Here is a 24,702-nt window from a genome sequence, read left to right on the forward strand (position 1 = left end):
ATCAAAACAACAATAATCTAATGAAAATAGGCATACTTTGCTATCCTACCTATGGTGGAAGCGGAATTGTAGCAACAGAACTGGGAATGTCTCTTGCCAATAAAGGATATGAAGTACACTTCATCAGCTCTGCGCTTCCTGCAAGATTAGACATTACCAATCCAAATATTTTCTTTCACAGGGTAAATGTTCAGACGTATCCGCTGTTCCAATACCAACCTTATGATATTGCGTTAAGCTCTATGATCTACAGGGTTGTCAATCTCTATAAACTGGATCTGCTGCACGCTCATTATGCCATTCCTTACGCATATGCGGCATTTACAGCTAAGCAGATGCTTCAGGAAGACAATAATGATATTCCCCTGGTAACAACATTGCACGGTACAGATATTACTCTTGTAGGGCAACATCCAAGTTATAAACATGCAGTAGAATTTTCCATCAACAAATCAGATGCTATTACTTCGGTTTCTGAAAGCCTGAAAAAAGATACTCTTCAATTTTTCAATATCAAAAAAGAAATCCAGGTGATTACCAACTTTATTGATAATTCTGAATTTGATGATTGTACAGAATGTCAGAGAACCCAATTTGCGAATCCTGATGAAAAAATATTGATCCACGTATCGAACCTCCGTCCTGTAAAACGTGTGGATGAGGTATTACAGATCTTTAAAAATGTTGAGAAAAAGGTAAAATCCAAACTTATTATCATAGGTGAGGGTCCGGATATGGAAAAAGTCAACCAATTCCTTGAAGAAAACCCGGATCTTATTTCAAAAATCCGTCTTTTAGGAAAAGTGAATGATCTTTATAAAATCTTACAACTTTCTGATGTATTTTTACTCCCATCAGAGCAGGAAAGCTTTGGTTTGGCAGCCTTGGAAGCAATGGCAGCTTATACTCCGGTTATCAGTTCAAATGCAGGAGGGATTCCAGAGGTAAATATTCAGGGAGAAACGGGATATTTAGCAGAAATCGGAAATGTAGAAGCAATGAGCAACTATACAATCAAACTGTTGAGCAATGAAGAACTTTTAACCAAAATGAAAGAAAATGCTAAAGAACAGGCTATAAAATTCGATTTGAAAAACATTCTTCCTATCTATGAGAAAATGTATAGAACAACGATAGAAAATTTTAAAAAGGAGTTGACGAAAGTATAATATTTCTATTATATTTATCGTCACACTATGACGGAAAAATTACTTCAATATCTTTGGAACTATAAAGTTTTCAAATATTTTGACTTCAAGGATATTGAAGGAAATTCTGTTGAAATTCTACAATTCGGGAAATGGAACAAAGATGCCGGACCGGATTTTTTGGATTCTAAAATTAAAATCAACGGTGTGGTTCTCGCCGGAAATATAGAACTACATGTACGTTCCTCGGACTGGATTTTTCATAATCATTCTCAGGATCCCAATTACCAGAACATTATTCTTCATGTGGTTTTTCAACATGATACTGAAATTAGCAAACTTACTGATCAGAAGGTTCCTACTCTTGAACTGAAGCATTATATTGACGAAAATATAGTATGGAAATACGAAAGGTTAGTGAATGGTAATCAGTTTATTGCCTGTGAAAACATTTTTAACAAAGATAAAATTCCTGTCCATTTTCACGAAGGAAATATTCTGAAAAAACTGGAAGAAAAATCTATTGAACTAGAGCAAAGTCTAGCTTTCCATAAAAATAATTTTGAAGCAGTTTTATTCCACAGCCTTGCTTATTCTTTTGGATTAAAAGTAAACGCTCATATTTTCAGACAGATTGCGGAAAGTATTGATTATAGTATTGTCAATAAGATTCGCCAAAATCCATTGCAATTGGAAGCATTATTGTTTGGAATTTCAGGATGGCTCATTACTCCCGAAGACGGCCAGATGAAAATATGGAAGCGGGAATTTGATTTTCTGAAAGCGAAGTTTAAACTGCCGGATCTCCTGTTTCATCCTAAATTTTTAAGATTACGACCTCCTAATTTCCCTACAATTCGTTTGTCGCAGCTTACAGATCTTTATAAGCATCAAAATTTATTTTCAAAAGTTATGGATGCCGAAAACACTGAAGAATTGTATAATCTATTCAAAACTGTAAAAGCTTCTGAGTACTGGGACTGTCATTTTAATTTTGGAACTATATCAAAAGTACAACCTAAAACCCTGAGTAAGGATTTTATTGATCTCATCATTCTAAATACTATTCTTCCCTTACAGTATACTTACCATAAATATCACAGTGAAGAAATTGCAGATAAAATCCTAGAGTTCTACCAAAATATTCATGCGGAAAAAAACTCGGTTATCCAAAACTGGAAAAACCTTGGAGTGTCTGTCAACAATGCCCTGGAAAGCCAGAGCCTTATTTATCACTATAAAAATTCATGTGAAGAAAAAAATTGCTTAACTTGCAGTATTGGATTTAAACTTTTAAAAGAATCTTGAAATGCTGAGTAATATCCGTCATAAAATGGAAAGAGAATGGTTTGGTGTACTGACAAGAACAGGGGCTAAGCTCGGAATTCCAGTATCCAAATTAAGAGTTTTCTTCATCTACTCTACTTTTGCTACTGCCGGTTTTTTCTTTCTGATTTATCTGGGTTTGGCATTTACTTTGTGGATTAAAGATATTTTTATCACCAGAAGACCCAGTGTCTTTGATTTATAATTATGGAATTTTTACCAATTACTTCTGCTGAAGATCATAGAATTCAGGAAATCTATTCTTCTTATATCAGCACTTTTCCTATAGACGAGCAAAGAGATCATCAACAGTTTCTGGATTTATTTTCAAATCCAAAAGTACGTTTCATGTCTATAGTACATGAGTCTGAAGCTATAGGATACCTCATCTTATGGGAACTGAGTTCGTTTGTTTTTGTAGAACATTTTGAGGTGTTTGAGGCTTTCAGAAGTAAAAAGCTAGGCTCTCATATTATGCAGCATTTATTGGAAAATTATGCAAGAATTATCCTTGAAATTGAACCTGAAGATCTGAATGAAGATGCTAAAAGACGCTATTCTTTCTATCAGAGAAATAATTTCGAGCAGATTGACACTACTTATGTACAGCCAAGTTATGGAGAAGGGAAACAATCTTTAAACCTATGGCTGCTGGCTAATTATTCTCCTGAAAATGTGGAGGAGCTTAAAACTGAAATTTGCGATATTGTTTATCCTTAATATAAAACGCCGGAGTATTTCCGGCGTTTATTTTTATTGAAATTGAAAGCTTAATGAGATAAGGGATTTCATCACAGATTTTCACAGGTGTTTGTGCTTTATTTTAAGTATAAAGCATCAAACAATTACCTAATTCACTTCGTACTCCAACTTTATGGTAATACTGGCTTCTTTCTCCTTGGAAGAAGTGTTGAATGTTCCGCCATAGGAATAATCTTCGTTTGAATTCGGGGCTGTAATCTGGATGACTCCCATCGTAGCTTTTTTAAGATTCCCTAAGCTGCTTCCTGAATTTTCTGCAATTTTTTCAGCTCTTTCTTTAGCATCTTTTGTTGCGCTTGCAATCATTTCCTGCTTTACAGTTGCCAATTTGGTGTAAAAATAGGAAGGTGAAGAAGAAGTGAACTCAATTCCACGATTGATAATTTCAGTAATGTTTCTGGAAAGGTTTTCAATTTTGCCTACTTCTTTGCTTTCAATAGATACATTTTGGGAAAGATTGTATCCTGAAAATTCTCCTTGTACATAATTCCCATTAGAGTCATTATAACTTCTGAATTGCTTTTGAATGTCTACAGATGAAAATACAATCTCATTCTGTTTTATTCCTTTTGATATCAGATAATCATTGATCACTTTTCTATCCATAGCCAATTCATCATAAGCTGATTTCAGGTCAGAATTATTTTTAGAAAAGCTTCCTGACCAAGTAATGAGATCAGAAGTAAACTGTTTGGAGCCTAACCCTGTTACGGAAATGGTATTTTCAGATTTATTTCTGTTTTTGATTGCATTGCCCAAAAAACCAAGGCCAAGAACAAATCCTAAAGCGCCTACTGCAACTGCAATAATATTTTTATTCATAAAATATGTGAATTTGATTTGATTATGAGTTTATTGCAGCAATTTCCATTCCAATATTTTAAGATTTTCTTAACACAAATGAAAACACTGGATGAAAATTAAATGGATATTAAAAAGTCAAAAAATAGAACCTTATTTATGACTATTATTTAGCCGTTCAATAAAAAGAGGAATGACTTCTTCCATTCTCAGCATAACCCCTGATAAATTTCGGGCTTTCACATACGTACGAACCTGGGGTTTAGCTCCAAATGAAAATTCTATAAACTCAGAAATCTTATCAGCAGGTATTCCGGCTTTGACAAAATAATCATCATCTATCCTATCCCTTACCCAGACAATATGCTCCTGAAGGTCATCATATCGGTATTGTCTTTTTTGCTTTCTGGCTTTTCCACTGACGAGATCATATACTCCCTGCACATTCAGGTTTCCTAATAATATAGGTAAAAGAACACTTTTCACTTCTGCCGGTTTTTCCCGCATCTTTCCAACGGGTTGTGGAAGACCTACTGCTTGTTGTACCTGTTCGCCCTTATCCACTTTGGCTACGATCCTGGAATCCTGATTGAGATCACCGGATAGCTTTTTTACGATTTTCACTTCTCCTACATCTTTGGGAATCTGAAAAAGTGTTACCAGCAATTGAGCATTAATACCATCCATAAGAACTTTTCTTGAAACTCTACTGAAATCTTCTTTTACAAATCTCAGTTCATCGTTAGGATTAGCCTCAATGGAAAACATCCCCTGTGAATTGGAATATACTTTTTTATCCGTAGACATATTAACAATGATTACAGCACTTAAACTTTCTCCGCTGTCATCAATAATTCTCCCGCTTACTGTCTGCTGGGAAAGCAAAAGATTACTGCACAGTATAACAAGGAAAAAAAAGCTTTTTCTCCAATAAGCATTTATAATATTTTTGATATTGCAATTCAATTGTTCTTTAATGTTTAAAAATACCAAATTTTATCTGGCATCAAGCTTGTTTAATTTACGATATTCAGCAAAAGCCACTTCTAGTTCAAATCTTAGTACATCTTTATTAAAATCTTTCCTGAATTTTTTTGATAGGTATCTTGTTTCTTCTGCATACAGTAAAAATGTATCAATCTGTTCATCTTCCATTCCATATTTTCTCAGGAAGTCTAAATTTACTTCATTTTTAAGCTGTATCATGAAATCCTGGAATTCAATATAATTTGCTTTTGTAATTTTAGGCTTGCTGGCATTAGTAAACAGATTAATCGCTTTACCGATGACACCCAAAACATCCACTTGTCCTGCATTAAAATCGTGACCAGTAAAGGTTTTGGAAATGGTTTTATCAGGTAAAGGCTCAGTTAAAGGACTTTTCATATATTTTGACATATCTGATTTTAAAGACCTTAGTTTTTGAGACTCGCTAAGACGTTTGCTATCCTTTTCCAGATTTCCCGTAGGTTTAAAAGCAATTTTAACTTCCGGAATCTGAATTTCGGCTTTTTGAAGAATCATCAGTACAGGAGTATTGAAGTCTTCTTTTGAGACCTTCTTACTGGCACGATAAAATCCTTCTTTTACAGATCTTATTTCATCATTTTCATTAGCATCTATCACAAATTTCCCCGAAGAATCAGTGAGTACAGATATATTTTTCGAAACATTAATGATGAGTACCGGATTAATATTAGCATTACTATTGTCAGTAACACGTCCTGTTATTTTTTGCTGTGATAACAATATCCCTGATATAAGAGACAGGATAATATACAGACTGGTTTTAAATAGGTTCTCCATACCTTATTTTTGAGTCTGTGGAGCTCGATAAGAAGATATCCTTGTCAGGACAAAACGTTGAAACCTATAAAGGTCTGCATCACTACAAAATCCATATTTCAGGATTTTTTTCCTTTCAAAACCACCTGCTAAAACATAGGAAATAAAATGATCTATTAATGGTTTCTCTATTTTAAGATTGATAAAATAATCATCCCCAAGACTTGTCCGGATATAATTCATCAAATCAATATCATCCCATTTATCTTTAACTTTCCCTATAGAAAACCCTTCTCCTTTCGGTTGTACAAATTCTCCAGGTTTGGCGGCAAGGATCCTCGGATCCGATTTTTGTGCAATATACTGTTTAATCTCAGTCTCCAGCTTTTGGACCTTTTTAGGTTTATTATAGCTTCTTGAGTCTATTTTTAAATTTCCGGTAAGTCCCTGCTTAACTTCCACTTCAGGAATCTGAATGGTTGAACGAATAAGACTGATATTCATAGGAGACTGTATATTTTCCTGAGATACATTTTTCACTACTCTGTCATACCCAGCTTTTATAAATCGTAATTCATCTCCTACTCTTCCGGAAATCATGAAATGTCCATCCCCGTTTGAGAACACCATTTCATCAGTCCGGACATTAACTACAGTGACATCTTGTATCTCTGCACCACTCTCAGAAATTATCTTTCCGAAGATATAGCTTTGAGCATTGGAATGAATGAATACGATAAGGAATAAAAAAAAGAGTAGTTTGGATTTCACAGGTTATTTTTTATAAAGCAAAGCTAAAATTATTTTTAAATTAGAACATAAGGTTTAACCACCATTAACGCCTTTTAGTATTTCTAGCAGCCTTTTGCCCCCCAAACTGTTAAATAGCCGGATCGAATTGTTAAATTTTCTTTTAAATTTTAGCTAACTTGCAGTCTCAATTCTCTTTTAATAATGCAAAATTCTTATACAGTCATCAATGCTTCAGCCGGATCCGGGAAAACTTATGCTCTGGTTCAACGGCTTCTGATGATCTGTCTCAGATATCCTAATCAACAGCAATCGATCAGGAATATTCTGGCTCTGACCTTTACGAACAAGGCAGCTAATGAGATGAAAGAAAGAATTTTGTCCTGGCTTGGAAATTTTTCAGCTGGTAATTACGCTGAGAATCCTGATCTTAAAAATATTCAGAAAGCTTTTGAAGAACAGGGATTAAAAATTACGATTGATGAGCTGCATCATCGTTCAAAAAGACTGCTGGATCATATTCTTCATAATTACTCTACTTTAAATATCGGAACAATTGACCGTTTTAATTCAAGATTGGTAAGAAGCTTTTCTTATGAATTGGGACTGGCAAAAAATTTCAATCTGGAAATTGAAGCAGAACCTTTTCTGATTGAAGCGGTGGATAAAATGCTGGATCAGATTGGCGAGAATGAAAACATCTCTAATTCTTTCATGGATTACGTGGATTACAGCCTTGAAAACAATGAAAGAATCAATCTTAATAAAAGCCTTTATGATTCTGCCAAAGAGTTTGTAAAAGATATTCACTATGAGCATTTGAAAAGCAACCAGAGCTTTGATGATACCAATTATGAAAATATCAAAAACGGACTTCGTAAAGAGATTGTTCTGAATAAAAAACAGGCCGCAGAACTTGCAGCCAGCTCTATTGAATTATTCAAATCCCGGAATATTGAGATTGAAGATTTTGCTCAGGGAAAAAATGGAATCGGTGGCTTCTTTACCAAAGTTATTGATTTTTACCAACAGAAAAGACCTGGTTTTCCTTTTCCTACAACACAGGAAGAATCTGTCATCAATAATTACAGAAAGGGAGCTTCTTCAAAATCTAAACATAAGGAATCTGAAATTTTTGAAATTCTGGATCAGCTTATTGAAAACAGAATGAAACTAATTATCCTGTACATTGAGACCCAAAAGAAGGAGAAAGTTTTATCCGCTCTGCTTCCTTTAAAGGTCAATAAGGATATACAGGATGAACTTAAAAAGATTGAGGAAGAAAATGACCTTGTTCTTCTTTCAAAGTTTAATATTCTTATCAATGAAAATCTTAAAAATGAGCCATCAGCCTTTATTTATGAAAAAGTAGGAGCGCAGTTTCAGCATTACTTCTTTGATGAGTTTCAGGATACTTCAGAATTACAGTGGCAAAACTTTGTGCCGCTAAGAGATCATAGTGTTTCCACAGAATATACGTCTTTTACTTTAGTAGGAGATCCTAAACAGAGTATCTACAGGTTCCGTGGCGGGGAAAGTAAGCTGATGCTGGATATCATCAACAAAAAGAGTTTTCTCCTAAAGAAGCCGATCTTCTTGTTCTTAAAGACAACTGGAGAAGTGCAAGAAATATTGTACAGTTCAATAATGAGCTCTATCAGTACCATTCTCTGGAACTGGAAGAGGAGCATAAAAATATATTCGGGACGGACGCCGAACAAACTCCAAAATCGAAGATTGACGGACGGGTAAAAGTAAATCTAATCGAAAACCTTACCAACGAAGAGTTTTATGATGACACCTCAGAAAGCATGCGGAAAGATATTCAGGAGTCTCTAGACAATGGCTTTAAGTTTTCTGATATTACCATTCTTTGCCGCGGAAATTTTGATATTTTCAGTTATTCTCAAAAGCTGGGAAATTTAAAGGTCAATTACCAAGGCGAAGAAACTAATATTAAAACGATCTCTGATAAAGGGCTTACCTTGGAGCTTTCCAATACATTGAAAGCTGTTATTGAGTTTTTAAGATGGGAAATCAATCCGAAGAATAAGCCTTGCCTGATTATGATGATGTATTACCTGAATACATTAGGAAAAATTCAGATGGCGGATTTCACACTTGAAATGAAGGAAATCCTGAATATTGAAGGTCATGAGGAAATACTTCAGTTTATCCAACAGAAGTACTCATTGCAATTAAGACAGGATCATTTCCCGAGATTTAATCTTTATAATTTTATAGAGTATTATATCAATGAATTTTCAGTGGAAAATAAGGAAACAGACTTCCTTCTGAACTTTTTGGAAATGCTTTTCAATTTTACACAAAATGCAGGAGCAAGTACTAAGGAGTTTTTAAAATACTGGGATGAAGAAGCTTCTTCTTACACCATTCAGGCTTCAGAAAATATTGATGCCATTCAGATCATGACGATTCACAAATCTAAAGGGCTGGAGTTCCCTATCGTTTTTATTCCTATGATGAACAAAAACCGGGATAGTGAATTTACCAACTGGTTTGAGACCAATGAAAGTGATGCTCTAAAATCGGTCAATATTAATCAATTCAATAAGAATCTTGAAGTCTATGATGAGGAAATTCAAAAATTCAATAAAAAGAATTCTTACAAAAATCTGATTGACAGATTGTGTTTACAGTATGTAGCGACAACAAGACCCGTTGAACAATTGTTTTTCTATCTGCAGAAGGCTAATAAAACCTCAAATAACCTGGAGCTGTTAGAATTTATTCAGACCAAAAATACTGAAAATCTGGATTCATTTGACCTGTATGAAGTGAAACCTGAAATGTTGAAAAAACATTCAAAGACGAAGACATCATCTTTTAAGACCCAAAATATCCAGAATCTGAAAAATGTAAATGAAAAAAGTACTTCGATCAAAATTGCCACTCCATCCAAAAACTATCAGGTTCGGAACGAGAAAGTAAGGATCGGGCTTTTCGTACATGAGCTTTTATCTAAAATCAATACTGAAAAAGATATTAACAAAGTTCTGGAAGGCTATGCGTTGGAAGGTCAGATTACTTTGGAAGAGAAAAATGAAATACAGATCACCTTACAGGAAATTGTCAAAACACATGCTGAATTCTTTGATGAAAAATGGGAAGTGATCAATGAAAAGGATATTATGATCTCTGAAAATGGTGAAAGCCATATCTCAAGACCTGACCGTATTCTTAAAGGTGAAGATGGCTATATCATCGTTGATTTTAAAACCGGTGAAGAAAAAGGAAAGGATGAGGAACAGGTAGAAGGGTATAAAAATATTCTGGAAAGATTGGGTAAAAAAGTGCTGAAAACTCAGATCATTTACCTGTAGATTCCTTCTGTTTCGTCATATTTTTTTATTCATAATACAGCCTATTCCTGACGATAAAAGGATTGTAATTTATTCCCTCCACAATGGCTATACGATCCTACATTTGAATCAAAAACATAATATATATTGTTCAGAATGATGAGATCATGTTTCTTAACCAAAATATAATGCTCATTGGAGTAGCCAAACAATAGATTAAGTTGTATCTTTCCTCTCATAAAAACTGCTGAAAAATGTAAAATCATTTTTACCCTTAAAAACGAACACAAGTACTAATGATATAACCATGAAAATTTATTTTATTTCATTTCTTATAAGTGCCTTTATGATGGCCTTATCCGGAACATTCATATTTAATATCCTCGAGTATATTGATCCTCCTGTAACCAAGGAAGGTTTTAGGTATATGCCTACAGAAAATCTTTTTAAATCTGCTTTTTTGAGCATCATTATAGGGGCTGTAGTTTTTATTGCAGCTGTTAGAATACAAAGGCAAAGACTGAATAAGTAGTTCTTCTCCAATTAAGACCACATAAAGGCTATGGTAAAAAATTATATCATTAAGAACTGGATGGTTTTACTCAAAATTCAATGGATGGGTTTCAATATCTTCAGTATTTTATCATTACTCTATTATTGGGATAAACCAGCTCATATTTATTTTAACAGAAGTCTTGAAATCATAAATTTTCAAAGTATATTTTCTTTGTTAATGACCTTGCTTTTTGTTTGTTTTACTGTAATCATTCTGATATATCCGCTGCCATTTTTAGTACAAACTTATTTCATACGGCATCAAAAAGGAAGTGGTAGAAGATTATTTTTTTTATTTATATTATACTTATTGGCAATCGTCTCATTATTTTCCTTATACACCATCCATAGTAGTCATTCAATAAAGGTAACTGTTCATTCTCTTTAATTCGGTAAAAAATAAAAAACCGCTATCACAAGAAATAGCGGTTTTATATTGTTAAAAACTTTCGTGGTTTTTATGCAGTTGGATCGGGAGTAAATACTCTCTGTGACAATTCCTGATCAAAAAGGTACAATGCAGATGGATTATCGCATACCATTTTGATTTTTGTTACATACTGAGAAGCGCTTGCTTCCTCCTCTACTTGTTCGTTGATAAACCACTGTAGGAACGATGTTGTCGCAAAATCTCCCTCTTCGTTGGCATTCTTTACAATATTGAAAATACTTTTAGTTACTATTTTCTCATGTGCTAATGCTTTTTCAAAAATATCCGTTGCATTTTCGAACTCGTGTGGAGGTTTTGGAATTTCTCCAATGATGATTTCTCCACCTACATCATTCAGATAATCAAACATTTTATCTGCATGCATTAATTCTTCTTTGCTTTGTACTCTGAAGTAGTTTGCAATTCCATCCAGATCTTTTCCTGAAAACCATGCAGACATTGAAAGATAATATTGAGCGGCGTATTGTTCGTGGGCAATTTGTTCGTTAATTAATTTTGCAATTTTTTCGCTAACCATAAGTATTAAATTTATATTCAAAAATAGGGAATAAAAGCCCGAAATCAAAAGTTTTACGGAAAATTAATACTAAAAGGATGGAAAAAATCCCATCCTTTACACATTAAAAAATTAAAATTACAAACCGTTATTTTACTTCAGGAGCTGCAGTATTCATAGGCTTTTTCATCATTCTCCTATCCTTCATTGCCATTCTTTTCTGCTCCATTTTAGCTTTTCTGTCAACCTGCCATTTATCATATTGTTCAGGAGTAAGAATTTTCTTCATATCAGCGTCCATTTGTGCTCTTTTAGCCTTCATCTCTTCCATTTTGGCCTGTCTCACATCTTTATTTTTTTCAAACTCAGCTTTCATTTCAGCTTTTCTTTTTTCATGTAATGCTTTTACCTGAGATACCTGTGTAGTCGTAAGGTTAAGATCTTTTTGCATCTGTGCAAGGTGCTCCTGTTCTTTTTGCTGCATTTTCTGCTGCATTTCTGCTCTTCTTGCTTCTCTGTCCTGTGGAGTTGTCTGTTGTGCCATTGCAAAACTTCCCATTCCGATAAATGCTATTGCTAAAACTAATTTTTTCATCTTTTTAAAATTTAATTAATTGTTGTTATACCTTTTTGATTCATCATTAAACAATAAGTTAAATTAACATATTCATAAATAATGTTAAATTTTAACTAAAACAAATCAATAAATACATAAAAAAAAGGACAGATTATAAAAACCTGTCCTTCACACCACTTAAATATAATATATGAAAATTAATTCCTTACCAAGCTTCCTCTAAAGCCTCCACTATTATTACCACGGCCTGGTGAAGAATTTTCAGATTTTTGCTGTCTGAAACCACCACTATTTCCTCTGAAGCCTCCATTATTTTCCCTTGATGGTGCAGGAGCCGCTTCTCTTCTCACTTCATTATTCCCTCTGAATCCGCCGTTACTATTTCTAAAACCGCCATTTTCTGAGTTCCCTCTAGAACCTTCCGAACTGTTGTTTCTGAACCCTCCGTTACCAGAATTCCCTCTGAAACCACTGTTGCCGGAGCTACCTCTGAAACCGCCATTGTCTGAGTTTCCTTTTGAACCTTCAGAACTATTGTTTCTGAAACCTCCATTACCGGAATTTCCTCTAAAGCCATTGTTGTCAGAGTTGCCTCTAAAACCTCCGGAATTATCATTTCTGAAACCACCATTTGATCCACCTGAGTTTCTAAAACCATTATCTGGTCTGCTACTTCCCCTGATCACATCAAACGTAGGATTATCAATTCTTCTGAACCTTGAACGGTCTACTCTGTAAATATTGATGTTTACGTTTCTATATCTTGGCATTACAGCATATCTTGGAACATAATACGTTCTTCTATAATTTTGGAAGTATACAATAGGACTTGCCCCTCTGTAATAATTATTTTGAAAAACTACAAAAACTCTCGGTCCCATAATTCTTTCCAAGGCATAGAATCTGTCATAATACCATCTGTCTGGGTTATATCTGTAAAAATTATCCCAGGCAGCAAAGCTGGCGTACAAATTATTCAGTCTCATAATCTGATCTACCTGCCAACGAGTTAATCTGTTTTGAACAAAGAACCCATTCCAATCTATATTGACAATACTGTTTCTGTAATCATTATAATAGCTCTGGTAATAATCCCCTGGATAATAGTCCTGAGGATAGTTATAATAATAATCATCAGGAAAGTAATTTCTGTCATCCTCGTCGCTATAATAGCCATTGCCATTCTGATAATAACCATCATCTCCCCAACCATTATTCGGATACTGCTGAGCAGACGTCAAAACGCCTAACCCAAAAGCTAATCCCAAAAATATTTTTTTCATCTTTATAGTCGTTAATTGGTTAATATATAGCAGAATATCTTAATTCTATCTTTTTGATACAAATAAAAAAAAGAAGTTAAATCCATAGATCAAACTTCTTTTAAAATACTATTAACTTACTGAAAATCAGATGTTAAATTTACATCCTTCCACTGTCTTTTATCCAGTGAGCTATTTTTTCATTGAAAATTTTCTGGTTCTTAAGGTCTTCCAGCTTGATATGCATTCTATATCGCCAATAATGTGGAAAAACAGCAGGATTATTAATCCTTTCATTATCCATTTTCGGGTTGGTAAGTGCAGCATCTGTAGCGAGGAATTCCTGAATCGGGAAAATCGCCAGCATTGATTCATTATATAAATGCTGCTTCATAATAATCTCCGCCAAATCCGGAGTTAGATCTTGTGGTGCTTTCCCGTATTGAACCAATTGTTGGTTAAAATATCTTTGGGTCAAACCCGAATCTTCTTTCCACCATTGTCTCAGGGTAGAGCTGTCGTGAGAAGAAGCAGTAACCACATTCATATAATTGGCATATCTTGGATCATAGAATGAAATATTCTCCGCAGGCATACGCTGAACTTTCAGAGCAATAATAGCCAATTCATCCATAACAACCGGAACGCAGGCAGGAACCATACCCAAATCTTCTCCACAAATAAGCATTTTCGTAGCATTCAGGATCATTGGAAGTTTCTCCATCGCTTTTTCATACCAAAGATGATCCTGCCTTCTGAAGAAATAATCGTGGTACAAATCATAAATACTCTTCTGTTCAGATTCAGAAAGATATTGATAAGATTCTGTATTATAAACATTGAACCTTGGATGATATACTGTTTCCCCTTTTCTCTCTTCCGGTAAAAACAAAACATTCGCACAAAGGGAAATCAGCTTTTCCTCAAGCGGGCCATGTGGTTTTTTCTTAAAGAAATCTACCAGTTTTCTCTGGGTATCAAATTCTTCTTTAAAGGAATAAGTTCCATCTTCTTTACGATCCATAAATACAAGAGCCTTTCCACTGTCTCCTGCAAAGTATTTCCCATAAAATTTCATTGTTGATAAATGGCTTACAGTACCTGTCAAATTCAAACGGAATCTGCCAGGCTTTAAATTCATCCGAAACAATAGGAACAGCAGGATAAAAATATCCTAAAATACCTTGTACAGCTGAGATCGGCATTCTCCATATTCTAAAGAAACCTAAAATGTGATCGATTCTCATGGCATCAAAGTATTGCTCTAATGCTTTGAATCTATTTTTCCACCATCTGTAATCATCAGCCTTCATAGCTTCCCAGTTATAGGTTGGAAATTCCCAGTTTTGTCCCAGCTCTGTAAACTGATCCGGCGGTGCGCCAGCCTGGAAATCCATTCCGAATAGTTCGGGCTCAGTCCATGCTTCCACAGAGTATCTGTAGATCCCAATAGGAAGATCTCCTTTCAGAGAAACTCCAAGACTGTGGGTATAATCTACAGCATCTTTCAGCTGTACGTGAAGCTGGTATTGTACCCATGCATGAAGCATTGAAAGATCATAGTCTTTATTTTTCGTTGTAAAAAACTGAGCAATCTTTCCTGCGATATATTTTTTATGAGTTTTCCACTCATTGAAATTAGGCGTTTTATATTTATCCCTTAAAACACAGAAAGCAGAATAAGGAACCAGCCAGTACTCATTATCCTTAATGAATTTTTTAAAGTTTCTGTCCTTATAAATTTTATCTTTTTCTGCAGAGAAAACAGCTTTAAGGTACTTCCATTTCCCTTCGATCATTTTTTTCATAATCGATAAGATCAAGAGTATTGAGAGCTTCTTTATCAGACTCATATTCTTTAACTAATTCTTTCGGTAAAGAAAAATCAAGCTTTTCTAATGAAATATATTGGGGATGTAAAGCATAAACAGACACTGCTGCGTAGGGATAAGAATCCGTCCATGTATAATTTGCTGTAGTATCATTAATAGGAAGAATCTGGATAATGCCAAGATTCGTTTCCTTTGTCCAGTCTGCCAGTTTTTTTAAGTCTGAGAATTCTCCCACTCCAAAACCTTCTTCACTTCTTAAAGAAAATACAGGAACGGCAACCCCGGCATCGTGGTACATCTGATACCCTTTAAATTTGAAATAATGATTGGAAACAATTTGCAATACATCCGGCAAAGGATTAGTAACCGTAAATCTGTTTTCTCCGGTTTCTACATCTATTACTTTATTCTGTTTTGTATCATAAATACAATATTTAAACTGGATGAATTCATTTTCAGGAATTTCAACAGACACTTCCCACAGACCGAAATCAGTCTGATACATAGGAACTACTCTATTATAATCCCAGTTTCCTAAAGATACAGTATTTCCAAACAATACAATTCTCCAATCCGGATTATAAATAGGAGCCTCAAGTCTGAATAGATGAGTATGTTTCTTTAGAATTATAGATTTCTCTGGTGTGAAGTCATGTAATTTATTGTAAAGAATTTTATTATTTAAATAATTCTCAGGAAAGTTTTTGTTATTCCATTCATCAAAAATAATAAACTCTTTATAGTTGTGCGGAAAATTAAGATGATGCTGAACAAACTCGTCTCTTAAAACGTTTCCTTTTTCATTAACAACTCTGTATTGATAAGAAACAGATCTGGAAAAATAATCCACTTCACATTTCCATAAACCATTCTCTGCACAAAACATCGTATGGATATGAGCCGCTGCACCTTCTTCCCGAATCACCAACTGCAGATTCTCTCCGGCTTTTACAATATATCCTACATTAAAGTATAGCTTCATCTATATTTTTTTATAAAAGTACATTTTAATATCGAAAAATAAAACTTGTTGAATATCAAATAATCATTAAAAAACCTTCTCAATAAGATTGAAAAGGCTTTTATGATAAATCAAATTTTATAGATCACTTTTTAGCCAATTATTCAGTAATCAGAATTTTCTTATTCAATATTACTTTTCCTGATTCATCAGCTATGCTTACAATATAAGCACCATTAATCAATCCTTTAAAGTAAACTTTCTGATCCAGTGTACCGTCTTTAACGGACAAACTTTGGCTCATTACATTTTTACCGGACATATCAAAGACATTCATCTTAATATTTCCTTTTACATTCTTATTATTCACATGAACATTTACAAACTGTTCATCAACTCTGGTTGGATAAATATCCAGGTTAGCTAATCCATTATTTAAAGAAGCCCTGTCATTAATAAAATACTTACTTGCTAAATCATAGATATGCAGATTCTGCTCTCCTGGAAGCTGCTTAGCCTGCAAAGTACCAAGATCCACTTCGTATAAAGATGCTCCTTTAGCACTTGCTATCACTATCTTTCCCTGAGCGTTTACAGCAGAACCATTTACAGAATAGTTATCCGGAATTCCAGCAATTTTACCCACAAACTTGGCCTTTAATTCTTTAGGGAATACTTTGAAAACATTCCCTGAAGCAGCAAAAATATAGAAATTATTATCTGCATCCGCAACCATATCTCCACCAAATCCCGTTTCCATTGCTGTAAATGAATTTTTACCATTTGAAGCATCATCCTTTATGATTCCCAAATCACTGACTATGTATTGTCCACCTTTTTTACTGATCTGTAAAAGCTGTGTTCCCGAATTATTAACGGCATAGATATTTCCATCATAGCCTGTAGTCATTCTTGTAATATGAGAGTTAATATCACATGATGTTACTTTTACAATAGAATTTTCCACTAAAGTAATTTCCTTAGTCTGAGAGTTTAAAACATAAATATTAGACGAAAACATAGGCATGTACACCAGATTATTATTTGATGAATCATAGGCCAATGCTGCCATCGTTACAGCCTGGGAATTATTATAAGAATTTTTATCCTCTGTCACTACACCTCTTCTTGTCTGCGAAATAACCTTTGAAGGGGATTCAGCAGTAAAAACCTTCTCACCGGAAGTACCATTCATTGCATCCATTGCACGAAGATCACTGAAATTAATACCTGGGGTATCTTTTCCTGCAATAGCAAAAAAATCCTGTTGAGCATGCGCATTCACACATAGCAACAATAAAAATAGAGGGAATAAATGTTTTTTCATAGAATGTATATTTTTTGATTTGTAATCATTTTAATATGACTAAGTTACATAATTTACTCATTAAAAAAAAAAAAAGAAATGATTTAGATAAAGTTGATAATAAATTAACCCAAATAATAAAATATCACCAATTAAATAAACAAATAGTATATAACGAGAAACTAATAAAATACACCAATACTTGAATACATTCAGGAGCTTAATCCTGCTATCCACTCATACTCCTCACACTGAGCCGGCCACCCTCAAACCCTGCCACTCTCCAACTCTTGTTGCGGGGTAACCGTTGCTATCAGGGCTAGAAAGGAGGTGTAAATGATAAATATTGGTTTGATGTAGTGATACCAGGAGTGTATCTGTTATAGAATAAAGAATAAAGAATAAAGAATAAAGAACAAAGAACAAAGAACAAAGAACCGGATAAGAAACCGGTGGTAGGAATAGCAGCAACACGGGAATACAAGTATCATTACCGATTACTCATTTCTGATTACTGATATTTTCTCTTTGCTTCCCTTGGGGATAAAAAGTATAAAGCAAAAAAAGTCTCACACATTGCTGTATGAGACTTTTAAAAATAAAATAAAAACTGGCGGCGGCCTACTCTCCCGCGTTAGCAGTACCATCGGCGCTGGTGGGCTTAACTTCTGTGTTCGGAATGGGAACAGGTGAGCCCCACCGCTAAAACCACCCTAAAGGTTGTATATAGCAGCTGGCTTATTGCTTATTGCTATTGGCTTGTATGCCAATCGCTAATTGCTTTTTGCCAATTGCGTTTTTAAGCGATAAAAACTTTCACAAAGACAAAACCTTTACTGCGCATAAAGTACTTGTCTATTTAATATGATATTATTCTAGATTACAGCAACCAATAGGCTATAAATCTACGGGTAATTAGTACTACTTGGCTATGACATTACTGTCTTTACACCTATAGCCTATCAACGTCGTCATCTACAACGACCCTTAAAAGATGTCTCATCTTGAGGCGAGTTTCGCACTTATATGCTTTCAGTGCTTATCTCTTCCAAACGTAGCTACTCAGCGGTGCACCTGGCGGTACAACTGATACACCAGAGGTTTGTTCAATTCGGTCCTCTCGTACTAGAATCAAGCCCTCTCAAACATCTAACGCCCGCAATAGATAGAGACCGAACTGTCTCACGACGTTCTGAACCCAGCTCGCGTGCCACTTTAATGGGCGAACAGCCCAACCCTTGGGACCTTCTCCAGCCCCAGGATGTGACGAGCCGACATCGAGGTGCCGAACCTCCCCGTCGATGTGAGCTCTTGGGGGAGACTAGCCTGTTATCCCCGGAGTACCTTTTATCCTATGAGCGATGGCCCTTCCATACGGAACCACCGGATCACTATGTCCTGCTTTCGCACCTGATCGACTTGTTGGTCTCACAGTCAAGCACCCTTATGCCATTACACTCTACGCACGGTTACCAAGCGTGCTGAGGGTACCTTTGAAAGCCTCCGTTACTCTTTTGGAGGCGACCACCCCAGTCAAACTACCCACCACGCAATGTCCTTCTAAAAGAAGTTAGGCTCCAAGTAAGTAAAGGGTGGTATTTCAACGTCGGCTCCACAAACACTAGCGTGCCTGCTTCAAAGCCTCCCACCTATCCTACACATTACTTACTCAAAGTCAATACGAAGTTATAGTAAAGGTTCACAGGGTCTTTTCGTCCCATTGCGGGTAATCGGCATCTTCACCGATACTACAATTTCACCGAGCTCGTGGCTGAGACAGTGCCCAGATCGTTACACCATTCGTGCAGGTCGGAACTTACCCGACAAGGAATTTCGCTACCTTAGGACCGTTATAGTTACGGCCGCCGTTTACTGGGGCTTCAGTTAATGCCTTCGGTTTAAACCTAAGCACCTTCCTTAACCTTCCAGCACCGGGCAGGTGTCAGACCCTATACAGCATCTTTCGATTTAGCAGAGTCCTGTGTTTTTGATAAACAGTCGCCTGGGCCTCTTCACTGCGGCCACCATTGCTGATGGCGTCTCTTCTTCCGAAGTTACGAGACTATTTTGCCTAGTTCCTTAGCCACGACTCACTCGAGCACCTTAGGATTCTCTCCTCGACCACCTGTGTCGGTTTTGGTACGGGTTGCTTCACTTCGGCTTTTCTTGGATCAGATTACACTGCAGCAGCTTCGCCCGAAGGCTAGGCCTTGACTATTCCGTCAGTCTCCAGCAGCTACATCCAACCGTCCCCTTTATTCGTGAGCAAGTATGGGAATATTAACCCATTGTCCATCCACTACCCCTTTCGGGTTCGCGTTAGGTCCCGACTAACCCTCAGCTGATTAGCATGGCTGAGGAAGCCTTGGTCTTTCGGTGAGCAGGTTTCTCGCCTGCTTTATCGTTACTTATGCCTACATTTTCTTTTCTATCCGCTCCACAATACCTCACAGTACTGCTTCGGCGCAAATAGAATGCTCTCCTACCAGATGTATCTTAAATACAAATCCATAGCTTCGGTAATATGTTTATGCCCGATTATTATCCATGCCGGACCGCTCGACTAGTGAGCTGTTACGCACTCTTTAAATGAATGGCTGCTTCCAAGCCAACATCCTAGCTGTCAATGCAGTCCAACCGCGTTGCTTCAACTTAACATATATTTTGGGACCTTAGCTGTTGGTCTGGGTTCTTTCCCTCTCGGACATGGACCTTAGCACCCATGCCCTCACTGCCGTAGAACATTTATTAGCATTCGGAGTTTGTCAGGAATTGGTAGGCGATGAAACCCCCGCATCCAATCAGTAGCTCTACCTCTAATAAACTTATATACGACGCTGCACCTAAATGCATTTCGGAGAGTACGAGCTATCTCCCAGTTTGATTGGCCTTTCACCCCTACCCACAGGTCATCCGAAGACTTTTCAACGTCAACCGGTTCGGTCCTCCACTCTGTGTTACCAGAGCTTCAACCTGCCCATGGGTAGATCACAAGGTTTCGCGTCTAATCCTACTAACTATACGCCCTATTCAGACTCGCTTTCGCTCCGGCTCCGGTACTTAATACCTTAACCTCGCTAGTAAAATTAACTCGTAGGCTCATTATGCAAAAGGCACGCCGTCACAGCTTAATGCTGCTCCGACCGCTTGTAGGCGTACGGTTTCAGGTTCTATTTCACCCTTCTATTCGAAGTGCTTTTCACCTTTCCTTCACAGTACTTGTTCACTATCGGTCTTTCAGGAGTATTTAGCCTTGGAGGATGGTCCCCCCATATTCAGACAGGATTTCACGTGTCCCGCCCTACTCATTTATCACTCAAATATGCCTTTCATATACGGGGCTATCACCCTCTATGGCTGTTCTTTCCAGAACATTCTATTAAACATATATTAGCTTTTGGGCTAATCCGCTTTCGCTCGCCACTACTTACGGAATCTCTTCGATTTCTTTTCCTCCGGGTACTTAGATGTTTCAGTTCTCCGGGTTTGCTCCTCTTACGAGGTGACTGGTCTTCAACCAGCCGGGTTGCCCCATTCGGACATCTGCGGATCAATTCGTGTGTGCCAATCCCCGCAGCTTTTCGCAGCTTACCACGTCCTTCGTCGCCTCTGAAAGCCTAGGCATCCGCCATACGCCCTTAACGATTTCTTTCCTATTTTTTAGGTTACTCAAGCGCTTTATGCGCTCGGTTTTCTCTTTGTGATGTCTTTACCGTTAATGTCAATGATCTTAATGTCTTCTTTTCCAACTGATGAACAAATGTTGTTTTTGGCTCCATTCGTAACTTTTAAATCAGTCTTCCAAAACTGTGGAGAATAAGGGAGTCGAACCCTTGACCTCCTGCGTGCAAGGCAGGCGCTCTAGCCAGCTGAGCTAATTCCCCCTCTAGTAGACTTCAGATGTCAGATTCTAGATCTCAGACCTAAATGTCTGATGTCTATTATCTCATATCTTCCCGTCTTTTAATTAGTAGTCTCGGGCAGGCTCGAACTGCCGACCTCTACATTATCAGTGTAGCGCTCTAACCAGCTGAGCTACGAGACTGTCTCTTAGACTATCAGATTTCAGATAATAGATATCAGATTTAACTGACCCTCTTATCTTACATCCTCGTCTCTCTCAATCCCTTTACTAATTTCTAGTGGGTTTTGTATTTTTAATATAAATCAACCAAACAAAAAACTAAAGCTGGAACTTTAAGTAAGTTCTGTATCTTGCGATACTATTTTTTTTATCGTCTTACGACGCTCTAAAATGAGATGTTCCAGCCGCACCTTCCGGTACGGCTACCTTGTTACGACTTAGCCCTAGTTACCTGTTTTACCCTAGGCAGCTCCTGTTACGGTCACCGACTTCAGGTACCCCAGACTTCCATGGCTTGACGGGCGGTGTGTACAAGGCCCGGGAACGTATTCACCGCGCCATGGCTGATGCGCGATTACTAGCGATTCCAGCTTCATAGAGTCGAGTTGCAGACTCCAATCCGAACTGAGACCGGCTTTCGAGATTTGCATCACATCGCTGTGTAGCTGCCCTCTGTACCGGCCATTGTATTACGTGTGTGGCCCAAGGCGTAAGGGCCGTGATGATTTGACGTCATCCCCACCTTCCTCTCTACTTGCGTAGGCAGTCTCACTAGAGTCCCCAACTTAATGATGGCAACTAGTGACAGGGGTTGCGCTCGTTGCAGGACTTAACCTAACACCTCACGGCACGAGCTGACGACAACCATGCAGCACCTTGAAAAATGTCCGAAGAAAAGTCTATTTCTAAACCTGTCATTTCCCATTTAAGCCTTGGTAAGGTTCCTCGCGTATCATCGAATTAAACCACATAATCCACCGCTTGTGCGGGCCCCCGTCAATTCCTTTGAGTTTCAAACTTGCGTTCGTACTCCCCAGGTGGCTAACTTATCACTTTCGCTTAGTCTCTGAATCCGAAAATCCAAAAACGAGTTAGCATCGTTTACGGCGTGGACTACCAGGGTATCTAATCCTGTTCGCTCCCCACGCTTTCGTCCATCAGCGTCAGTTGTTGCTTAGTAACCTGCCTTCGCAATTGGTGTTCTAAGTAATATCTATGCATTTCACCGCTACACTACTTATTCCAGCTACTTCAACAACACTCAAGACCTGCAGTATCAATGGCAGTTTCACAGTTAAGCTGTGAGATTTCACCACTGACTTACAGATCCGCCTACGGACCCTTTAAACCCAATAAATCCGGATAACGCTTGCACCCTCCGTATTACCGCGGCTGCTGGCACGGAGTTAGCCGGTGCTTATTCGTATAGTACCTTCAGCTACTCTCACGAGAGTAGGTTTATCCCTATACAAAAGAAGTTTACAACCCATAGGGCCGTCGTCCTTCACGCGGGATGGCTGGATCAGGCTCTCACCCATTGTCCAATATTCCTCACTGCTGCCTCCCGTAGGAGTCTGGTCCGTGTCTCAGTACCAGTGTGGGGGATCACCCTCTCAGGCCCCCTAAAGATCGCAGACTTGGTGAGCCGTTACCTCACCAACTATCTAATCTTGCGCGTGCCCATCTCTATCCACCGGAGTTTTCAATATTCATCGATGCCGATAAATATATTATGGGGTATTAATCTCCCTTTCGAAAGGCTATCCCCCAGATAAAGGCAGGTTGCACACGTGTTCCGCACCCGTGCGCCGCTCTCAGGTCTCCGAAGAAACCCTACCGCTCGGCTTGCATGTGTTAGGCCTCCCGCTAGCGTTCATCCTGAGCCAGGATCAAACTCTCCATTGTATGTTTGTCTGACTCACTCAAAGTTTTTAACGCTTTAGTTTTTCCTTACTTGGTTGTTATATTGTATGTCAATGATCTTTATATCTTCCGCTTTGTAACGAAGCAATCTCTCTGTCAGTGTCGCTCCGTATTTGCGAGTGCAAAAGTAAAACTTTATTTTGTAATGACCAAATGTTTTGAAAGAAAATTTTAAAGTTTTTTAAGTAACCTTAACCTCTATCATAACCCTCAATCTCTCTACTCCTGCGCTCCCTTAATTGGGACTGCAAAGATACAAACTCTTTTTTAACTCACAACTTTTATTTGATAAAAATTAAAAGTTTTTTTTTTCGTTTGCTATCTTAGTAGATCTTAATGTTCCTGCCTATCTAAAGGCTCTTCTGCGCTTACTGATACTCTCGTTTTCAGTGGGGCAAAGATAGAAACTTCATCCATACCCCGCAACTTTATTTAACATAAAGTTTACACCAATATTGCAATTGTGGATAAGTATTACATATAATGTATTGATTTACTTATCTTTACGTACCATTTTACACTTATCCACAATTAGCATAGACAACCTGGAATACAGTAACAAAGGTTGAACTAATATATAGAGCTGCTATTTTTTCTAAAAAATTCGAATGACAGGTTATCAATACAAATGATAACTGGAACCAGAAACCTGGGATTTTTAAATAATATTTTGGAGATTATATGGGTTGAAGATAATAATGTATAAATATAGATAGATAGATAGATAGATAAGAATAGGTGATAGAAGATATTATTATAGACATAATTGAGATAAATAGGTTTTTGGCTAAAGCCAATGGAAGCGACCTATTTTATTTGAGTGGGCTTTAGCCTAGTAGTGGTCGGAGGAATATCTGACTAACAACTAGGCTTTAACCCTCTTTATCATGAAGACTTGATGCAATGGCTTAAGCCTAAACCCGACACAGTATAAATACTCATGTAAAGTGAACTGAGTTTTTTATTTTTCCCGCAGATTTCACAGATTTTCACAGAGGGCTGTGTTCTATTTGGAGTTAAGTGTTTGGCAATTGCTTTTCATTTTATGAGAGATGAATCATAAGTGATACCAGGAGTGTATCTGTTATAGAATAAAGAATAAAGAATAAAGAATAAAGAATAAAGAACAAAGAACAAAGAACAAAGAACCGGATAAGAAACCGGTGGTAGGAATAGCAGCAACACGGGAATACAAGTATCATTACCGATTACTCATTTCTGATTACTGATATTTTCTCTTTGCTTCCCTTGGGGATAAAAAGTATAAAGCAAAAAAAAGTCTCACACATTGCTGTATGAGACTTTTAAAAATAAAATAAAAACTGGCGGCGGCCTACTCTCCCGCGTTAGCAGTACCATCGGCGCTGGTGGGCTTAACTTCTGTGTTCGGAATGGGAACAGGTGAGCCCCACCGCTAAAACCACCCTAAAGGTTGTATATAGCAGCTGGCTTATTGCTTATTGCTATTGGCTTGTATGCCAATCGCTAATTGCTTTTTGCCAATTGCGTTTTTAAGCGATAAAAACTTTCACAAAGACAAAACCTTTACTGCGCATAAAGTACTTGTCTATTTAATATG

15 protein-coding genes, 2 tRNA genes, 4 rRNA genes and 1 pseudogene are annotated in these 24,702 nt (G+C 37.1%); 5 read left to right on the forward strand and 17 right to left on the reverse strand.

The genetic code is table 11. The features are described from left to right. Positions 1 to 20 precede the first annotated feature (20 nt). The 4 genes from bshA to H5J24_RS20270 are packed head-to-tail and all read left to right on the forward strand — an operon-like array spanning position 21 to position 3,194. A complete protein-coding gene (gene bshA, locus H5J24_RS20255; protein WP_068938803.1) occupies positions 21 to 1,169 on the forward strand; it encodes an N-acetyl-alpha-D-glucosaminyl L-malate synthase BshA in 1,149 nt (382 codons plus the stop codon). Positions 1,170 to 1,196: 27 nt separating this feature from the next. Next, the gene (locus H5J24_RS20260; RefSeq protein WP_068938800.1) at positions 1,197 to 2,456 is read left to right on the forward strand and encodes a DUF2851 family protein; all 1,260 of its coding nucleotides are present in this window, start codon (positions 1,197 to 1,199) and stop codon (positions 2,454 to 2,456) included. 1 nt (position 2,457) lies between these two features. After that, entirely contained in the window at positions 2,458 to 2,679 is a 222-nt protein-coding gene (locus H5J24_RS20265) for a PspC family transcriptional regulator (protein ID WP_047494723.1), read from the forward strand. Positions 2,680 to 2,681: 2 nt separating this feature from the next. Beyond that, positions 2,682 to 3,194, forward strand: a complete 513-nt coding sequence (locus tag H5J24_RS20270; RefSeq protein WP_068938798.1) for a GNAT family N-acetyltransferase — start codon at positions 2,682 to 2,684, stop codon at positions 3,192 to 3,194. 129 nt (positions 3,195 to 3,323) lie between these two features. Here H5J24_RS20270 and H5J24_RS20275 read toward each other — a convergent pair whose 3' ends face one another. The 4 genes from H5J24_RS20275 to H5J24_RS20290 all read right to left on the reverse strand — a co-directional run bounded on the left by H5J24_RS20275 (position 3,324) and on the right by H5J24_RS20290 (position 6,593). After that, positions 3,324 to 4,058: an SIMPL domain-containing protein gene (locus H5J24_RS20275; RefSeq protein ID WP_068938797.1), complete on the reverse strand. Its 735-nt coding sequence runs from the start codon at positions 4,056 to 4,058 to the stop codon at positions 3,324 to 3,326. Positions 4,059 to 4,190: 132 nt separating this feature from the next. Further along, on the reverse strand, positions 4,191 to 4,922 hold the full coding sequence (locus H5J24_RS20280; protein WP_228407542.1) for a carboxypeptidase-like regulatory domain-containing protein: 732 nt from the start codon (positions 4,920 to 4,922) through the stop codon (positions 4,191 to 4,193). Positions 4,923 to 5,033: 111 nt separating this feature from the next. Beyond that, positions 5,034 to 5,843 (reverse strand): peptidase associated/transthyretin-like domain-containing protein, encoded by an 810-nt coding sequence (locus tag H5J24_RS20285; RefSeq protein ID WP_068938796.1) that lies wholly within the window; start codon positions 5,841 to 5,843, stop codon positions 5,034 to 5,036. A gap of 3 nt (positions 5,844 to 5,846) precedes the next feature. Then, positions 5,847 to 6,593, reverse strand: a complete 747-nt coding sequence (locus H5J24_RS20290; protein WP_068938795.1) for a carboxypeptidase-like regulatory domain-containing protein — start codon at positions 6,591 to 6,593, stop codon at positions 5,847 to 5,849. A 183-nt stretch (positions 6,594 to 6,776) separates the two neighbouring features. Between H5J24_RS20290 and H5J24_RS26260 the strand changes: the two are divergent. Further along, positions 6,777 to 9,916: pseudogene (locus tag H5J24_RS26260) on the forward strand (UvrD-helicase domain-containing protein). A 992-nt stretch (positions 9,917 to 10,908) separates the two neighbouring features. Here H5J24_RS26260 and H5J24_RS20300 read toward each other — a convergent pair. The 13 genes from H5J24_RS20300 to rrf (H5J24_RS20360) all read right to left on the reverse strand — a co-directional run bounded on the left by H5J24_RS20300 (position 10,909) and on the right by rrf (H5J24_RS20360) (position 24,551). After that, positions 10,909 to 11,418 (reverse strand): ferritin, encoded by a 510-nt coding sequence (locus H5J24_RS20300; RefSeq protein WP_068938790.1) that lies wholly within the window; start codon positions 11,416 to 11,418, stop codon positions 10,909 to 10,911. Between the two features lie 127 nt (positions 11,419 to 11,545). Then, complete coding sequence (locus H5J24_RS20305) at positions 11,546 to 11,992, reverse strand: DUF4890 domain-containing protein (protein WP_068938788.1); 447 nt, start codon at positions 11,990 to 11,992, stop codon at positions 11,546 to 11,548. A gap of 179 nt (positions 11,993 to 12,171) precedes the next feature. Next, positions 12,172 to 13,257 (reverse strand): dermokine domain-containing protein, encoded by a 1,086-nt coding sequence (locus H5J24_RS20310; RefSeq protein ID WP_068938786.1) that lies wholly within the window; start codon positions 13,255 to 13,257, stop codon positions 12,172 to 12,174. Positions 13,258 to 13,396: 139 nt separating this feature from the next. Further along, on the reverse strand, positions 13,397 to 14,314 hold the full coding sequence (locus H5J24_RS20315) for a 4-alpha-glucanotransferase (protein ID WP_232815813.1): 918 nt from the start codon (positions 14,312 to 14,314) through the stop codon (positions 13,397 to 13,399). Then, on the reverse strand, positions 14,250 to 15,044 hold the full coding sequence (locus H5J24_RS20320; protein ID WP_232815814.1) for a 4-alpha-glucanotransferase: 795 nt from the start codon (positions 15,042 to 15,044) through the stop codon (positions 14,250 to 14,252). The genes H5J24_RS20315 and H5J24_RS20320 overlap by 65 nt, the downstream gene beginning before the upstream one ends. Beyond that, the gene (locus H5J24_RS20325) at positions 15,007 to 16,050 is read right to left on the reverse strand and encodes a 4-alpha-glucanotransferase (RefSeq protein WP_232815815.1); all 1,044 of its coding nucleotides are present in this window, start codon (positions 16,048 to 16,050) and stop codon (positions 15,007 to 15,009) included. The genes H5J24_RS20320 and H5J24_RS20325 overlap by 38 nt, the downstream gene beginning before the upstream one ends. A 139-nt stretch (positions 16,051 to 16,189) precedes the next feature. Next, on the reverse strand, positions 16,190 to 17,356 hold the full coding sequence (locus H5J24_RS20330; RefSeq protein ID WP_068938783.1) for a T9SS type A sorting domain-containing protein: 1,167 nt from the start codon (positions 17,354 to 17,356) through the stop codon (positions 16,190 to 16,192). A 587-nt stretch (positions 17,357 to 17,943) separates the two neighbouring features. Next, a 5S ribosomal RNA gene (gene rrf / locus H5J24_RS20335) occupies positions 17,944 to 18,051 on the reverse strand. A 179-nt stretch (positions 18,052 to 18,230) separates the two neighbouring features. After that, a 23S ribosomal RNA gene (locus H5J24_RS20340) occupies positions 18,231 to 20,987 on the reverse strand. Between the two features lie 158 nt (positions 20,988 to 21,145). Next, positions 21,146 to 21,219: transfer RNA gene (locus H5J24_RS20345), tRNA-Ala, on the reverse strand. Positions 21,220 to 21,306: 87 nt separating this feature from the next. Next, positions 21,307 to 21,380 (reverse strand) — tRNA-Ile (locus H5J24_RS20350). Positions 21,381 to 21,588: 208 nt separating this feature from the next. After that, positions 21,589 to 23,105, reverse strand: a 16S ribosomal RNA gene (locus H5J24_RS20355). 1,338 nt (positions 23,106 to 24,443) lie between these two features. After that, a 5S ribosomal RNA gene (gene rrf, locus H5J24_RS20360) occupies positions 24,444 to 24,551 on the reverse strand. The 16S, 23S and 5S rRNA genes sit together here with 2 tRNA genes alongside, the layout of an rRNA operon. Positions 24,552 to 24,702: the final 151 nt, after the last annotated feature.

This window comes from Chryseobacterium capnotolerans (assembly GCF_021278965.1).
GTDB lineage: Bacteria > Bacteroidota > Bacteroidia > Flavobacteriales > Weeksellaceae > Chryseobacterium > Chryseobacterium capnotolerans.

Bases quoted from the DNA above. Each gene is read 5' to 3' on its own strand.
- bshA (WP_068938803.1), top strand. From the start codon at position 21: ATGAAAATAGGCATACTTTGCTATCCTACCTATGGTGGAAGCGGAATT.
- H5J24_RS20260 (WP_068938800.1), top strand. From the start codon at position 1,197: ATGACGGAAAAATTACTTCAATATCTTTGGAACTATAAAGTTTTCAAA.
- H5J24_RS20265 (WP_047494723.1), top strand. From the start codon at position 2,458: ATGCTGAGTAATATCCGTCATAAAATGGAAAGAGAATGGTTTGGTGTA.
- H5J24_RS20270 (WP_068938798.1), top strand. From the start codon at position 2,682: ATGGAATTTTTACCAATTACTTCTGCTGAAGATCATAGAATTCAGGAA.
- H5J24_RS20275 (WP_068938797.1), bottom strand. From the start codon at position 4,058: ATGAATAAAAATATTATTGCAGTTGCAGTAGGCGCTTTAGGATTTGTT.
- H5J24_RS20285 (WP_068938796.1), bottom strand. From the start codon at position 5,843: ATGGAGAACCTATTTAAAACCAGTCTGTATATTATCCTGTCTCTTATA.
- H5J24_RS20300 (WP_068938790.1), bottom strand. From the start codon at position 11,418: ATGGTTAGCGAAAAAATTGCAAAATTAATTAACGAACAAATTGCCCAC.
- H5J24_RS20305 (WP_068938788.1), bottom strand. From the start codon at position 11,992: ATGAAAAAATTAGTTTTAGCAATAGCATTTATCGGAATGGGAAGTTTT.
- H5J24_RS20310 (WP_068938786.1), bottom strand. From the start codon at position 13,257: ATGAAAAAAATATTTTTGGGATTAGCTTTTGGGTTAGGCGTTTTGACG.
- H5J24_RS20315 (WP_232815813.1), bottom strand. From the start codon at position 14,314: ATGAAATTTTATGGGAAATACTTTGCAGGAGACAGTGGAAAGGCTCTT.
- H5J24_RS20320 (WP_232815814.1), bottom strand. From the start codon at position 15,044: ATGAAAAAAATGATCGAAGGGAAATGGAAGTACCTTAAAGCTGTTTTC.
- H5J24_RS20325 (WP_232815815.1), bottom strand. From the start codon at position 16,050: ATGAAGCTATACTTTAATGTAGGATATATTGTAAAAGCCGGAGAGAAT.
- H5J24_RS20330 (WP_068938783.1), bottom strand. From the start codon at position 17,356: ATGAAAAAACATTTATTCCCTCTATTTTTATTGTTGCTATGTGTGAAT.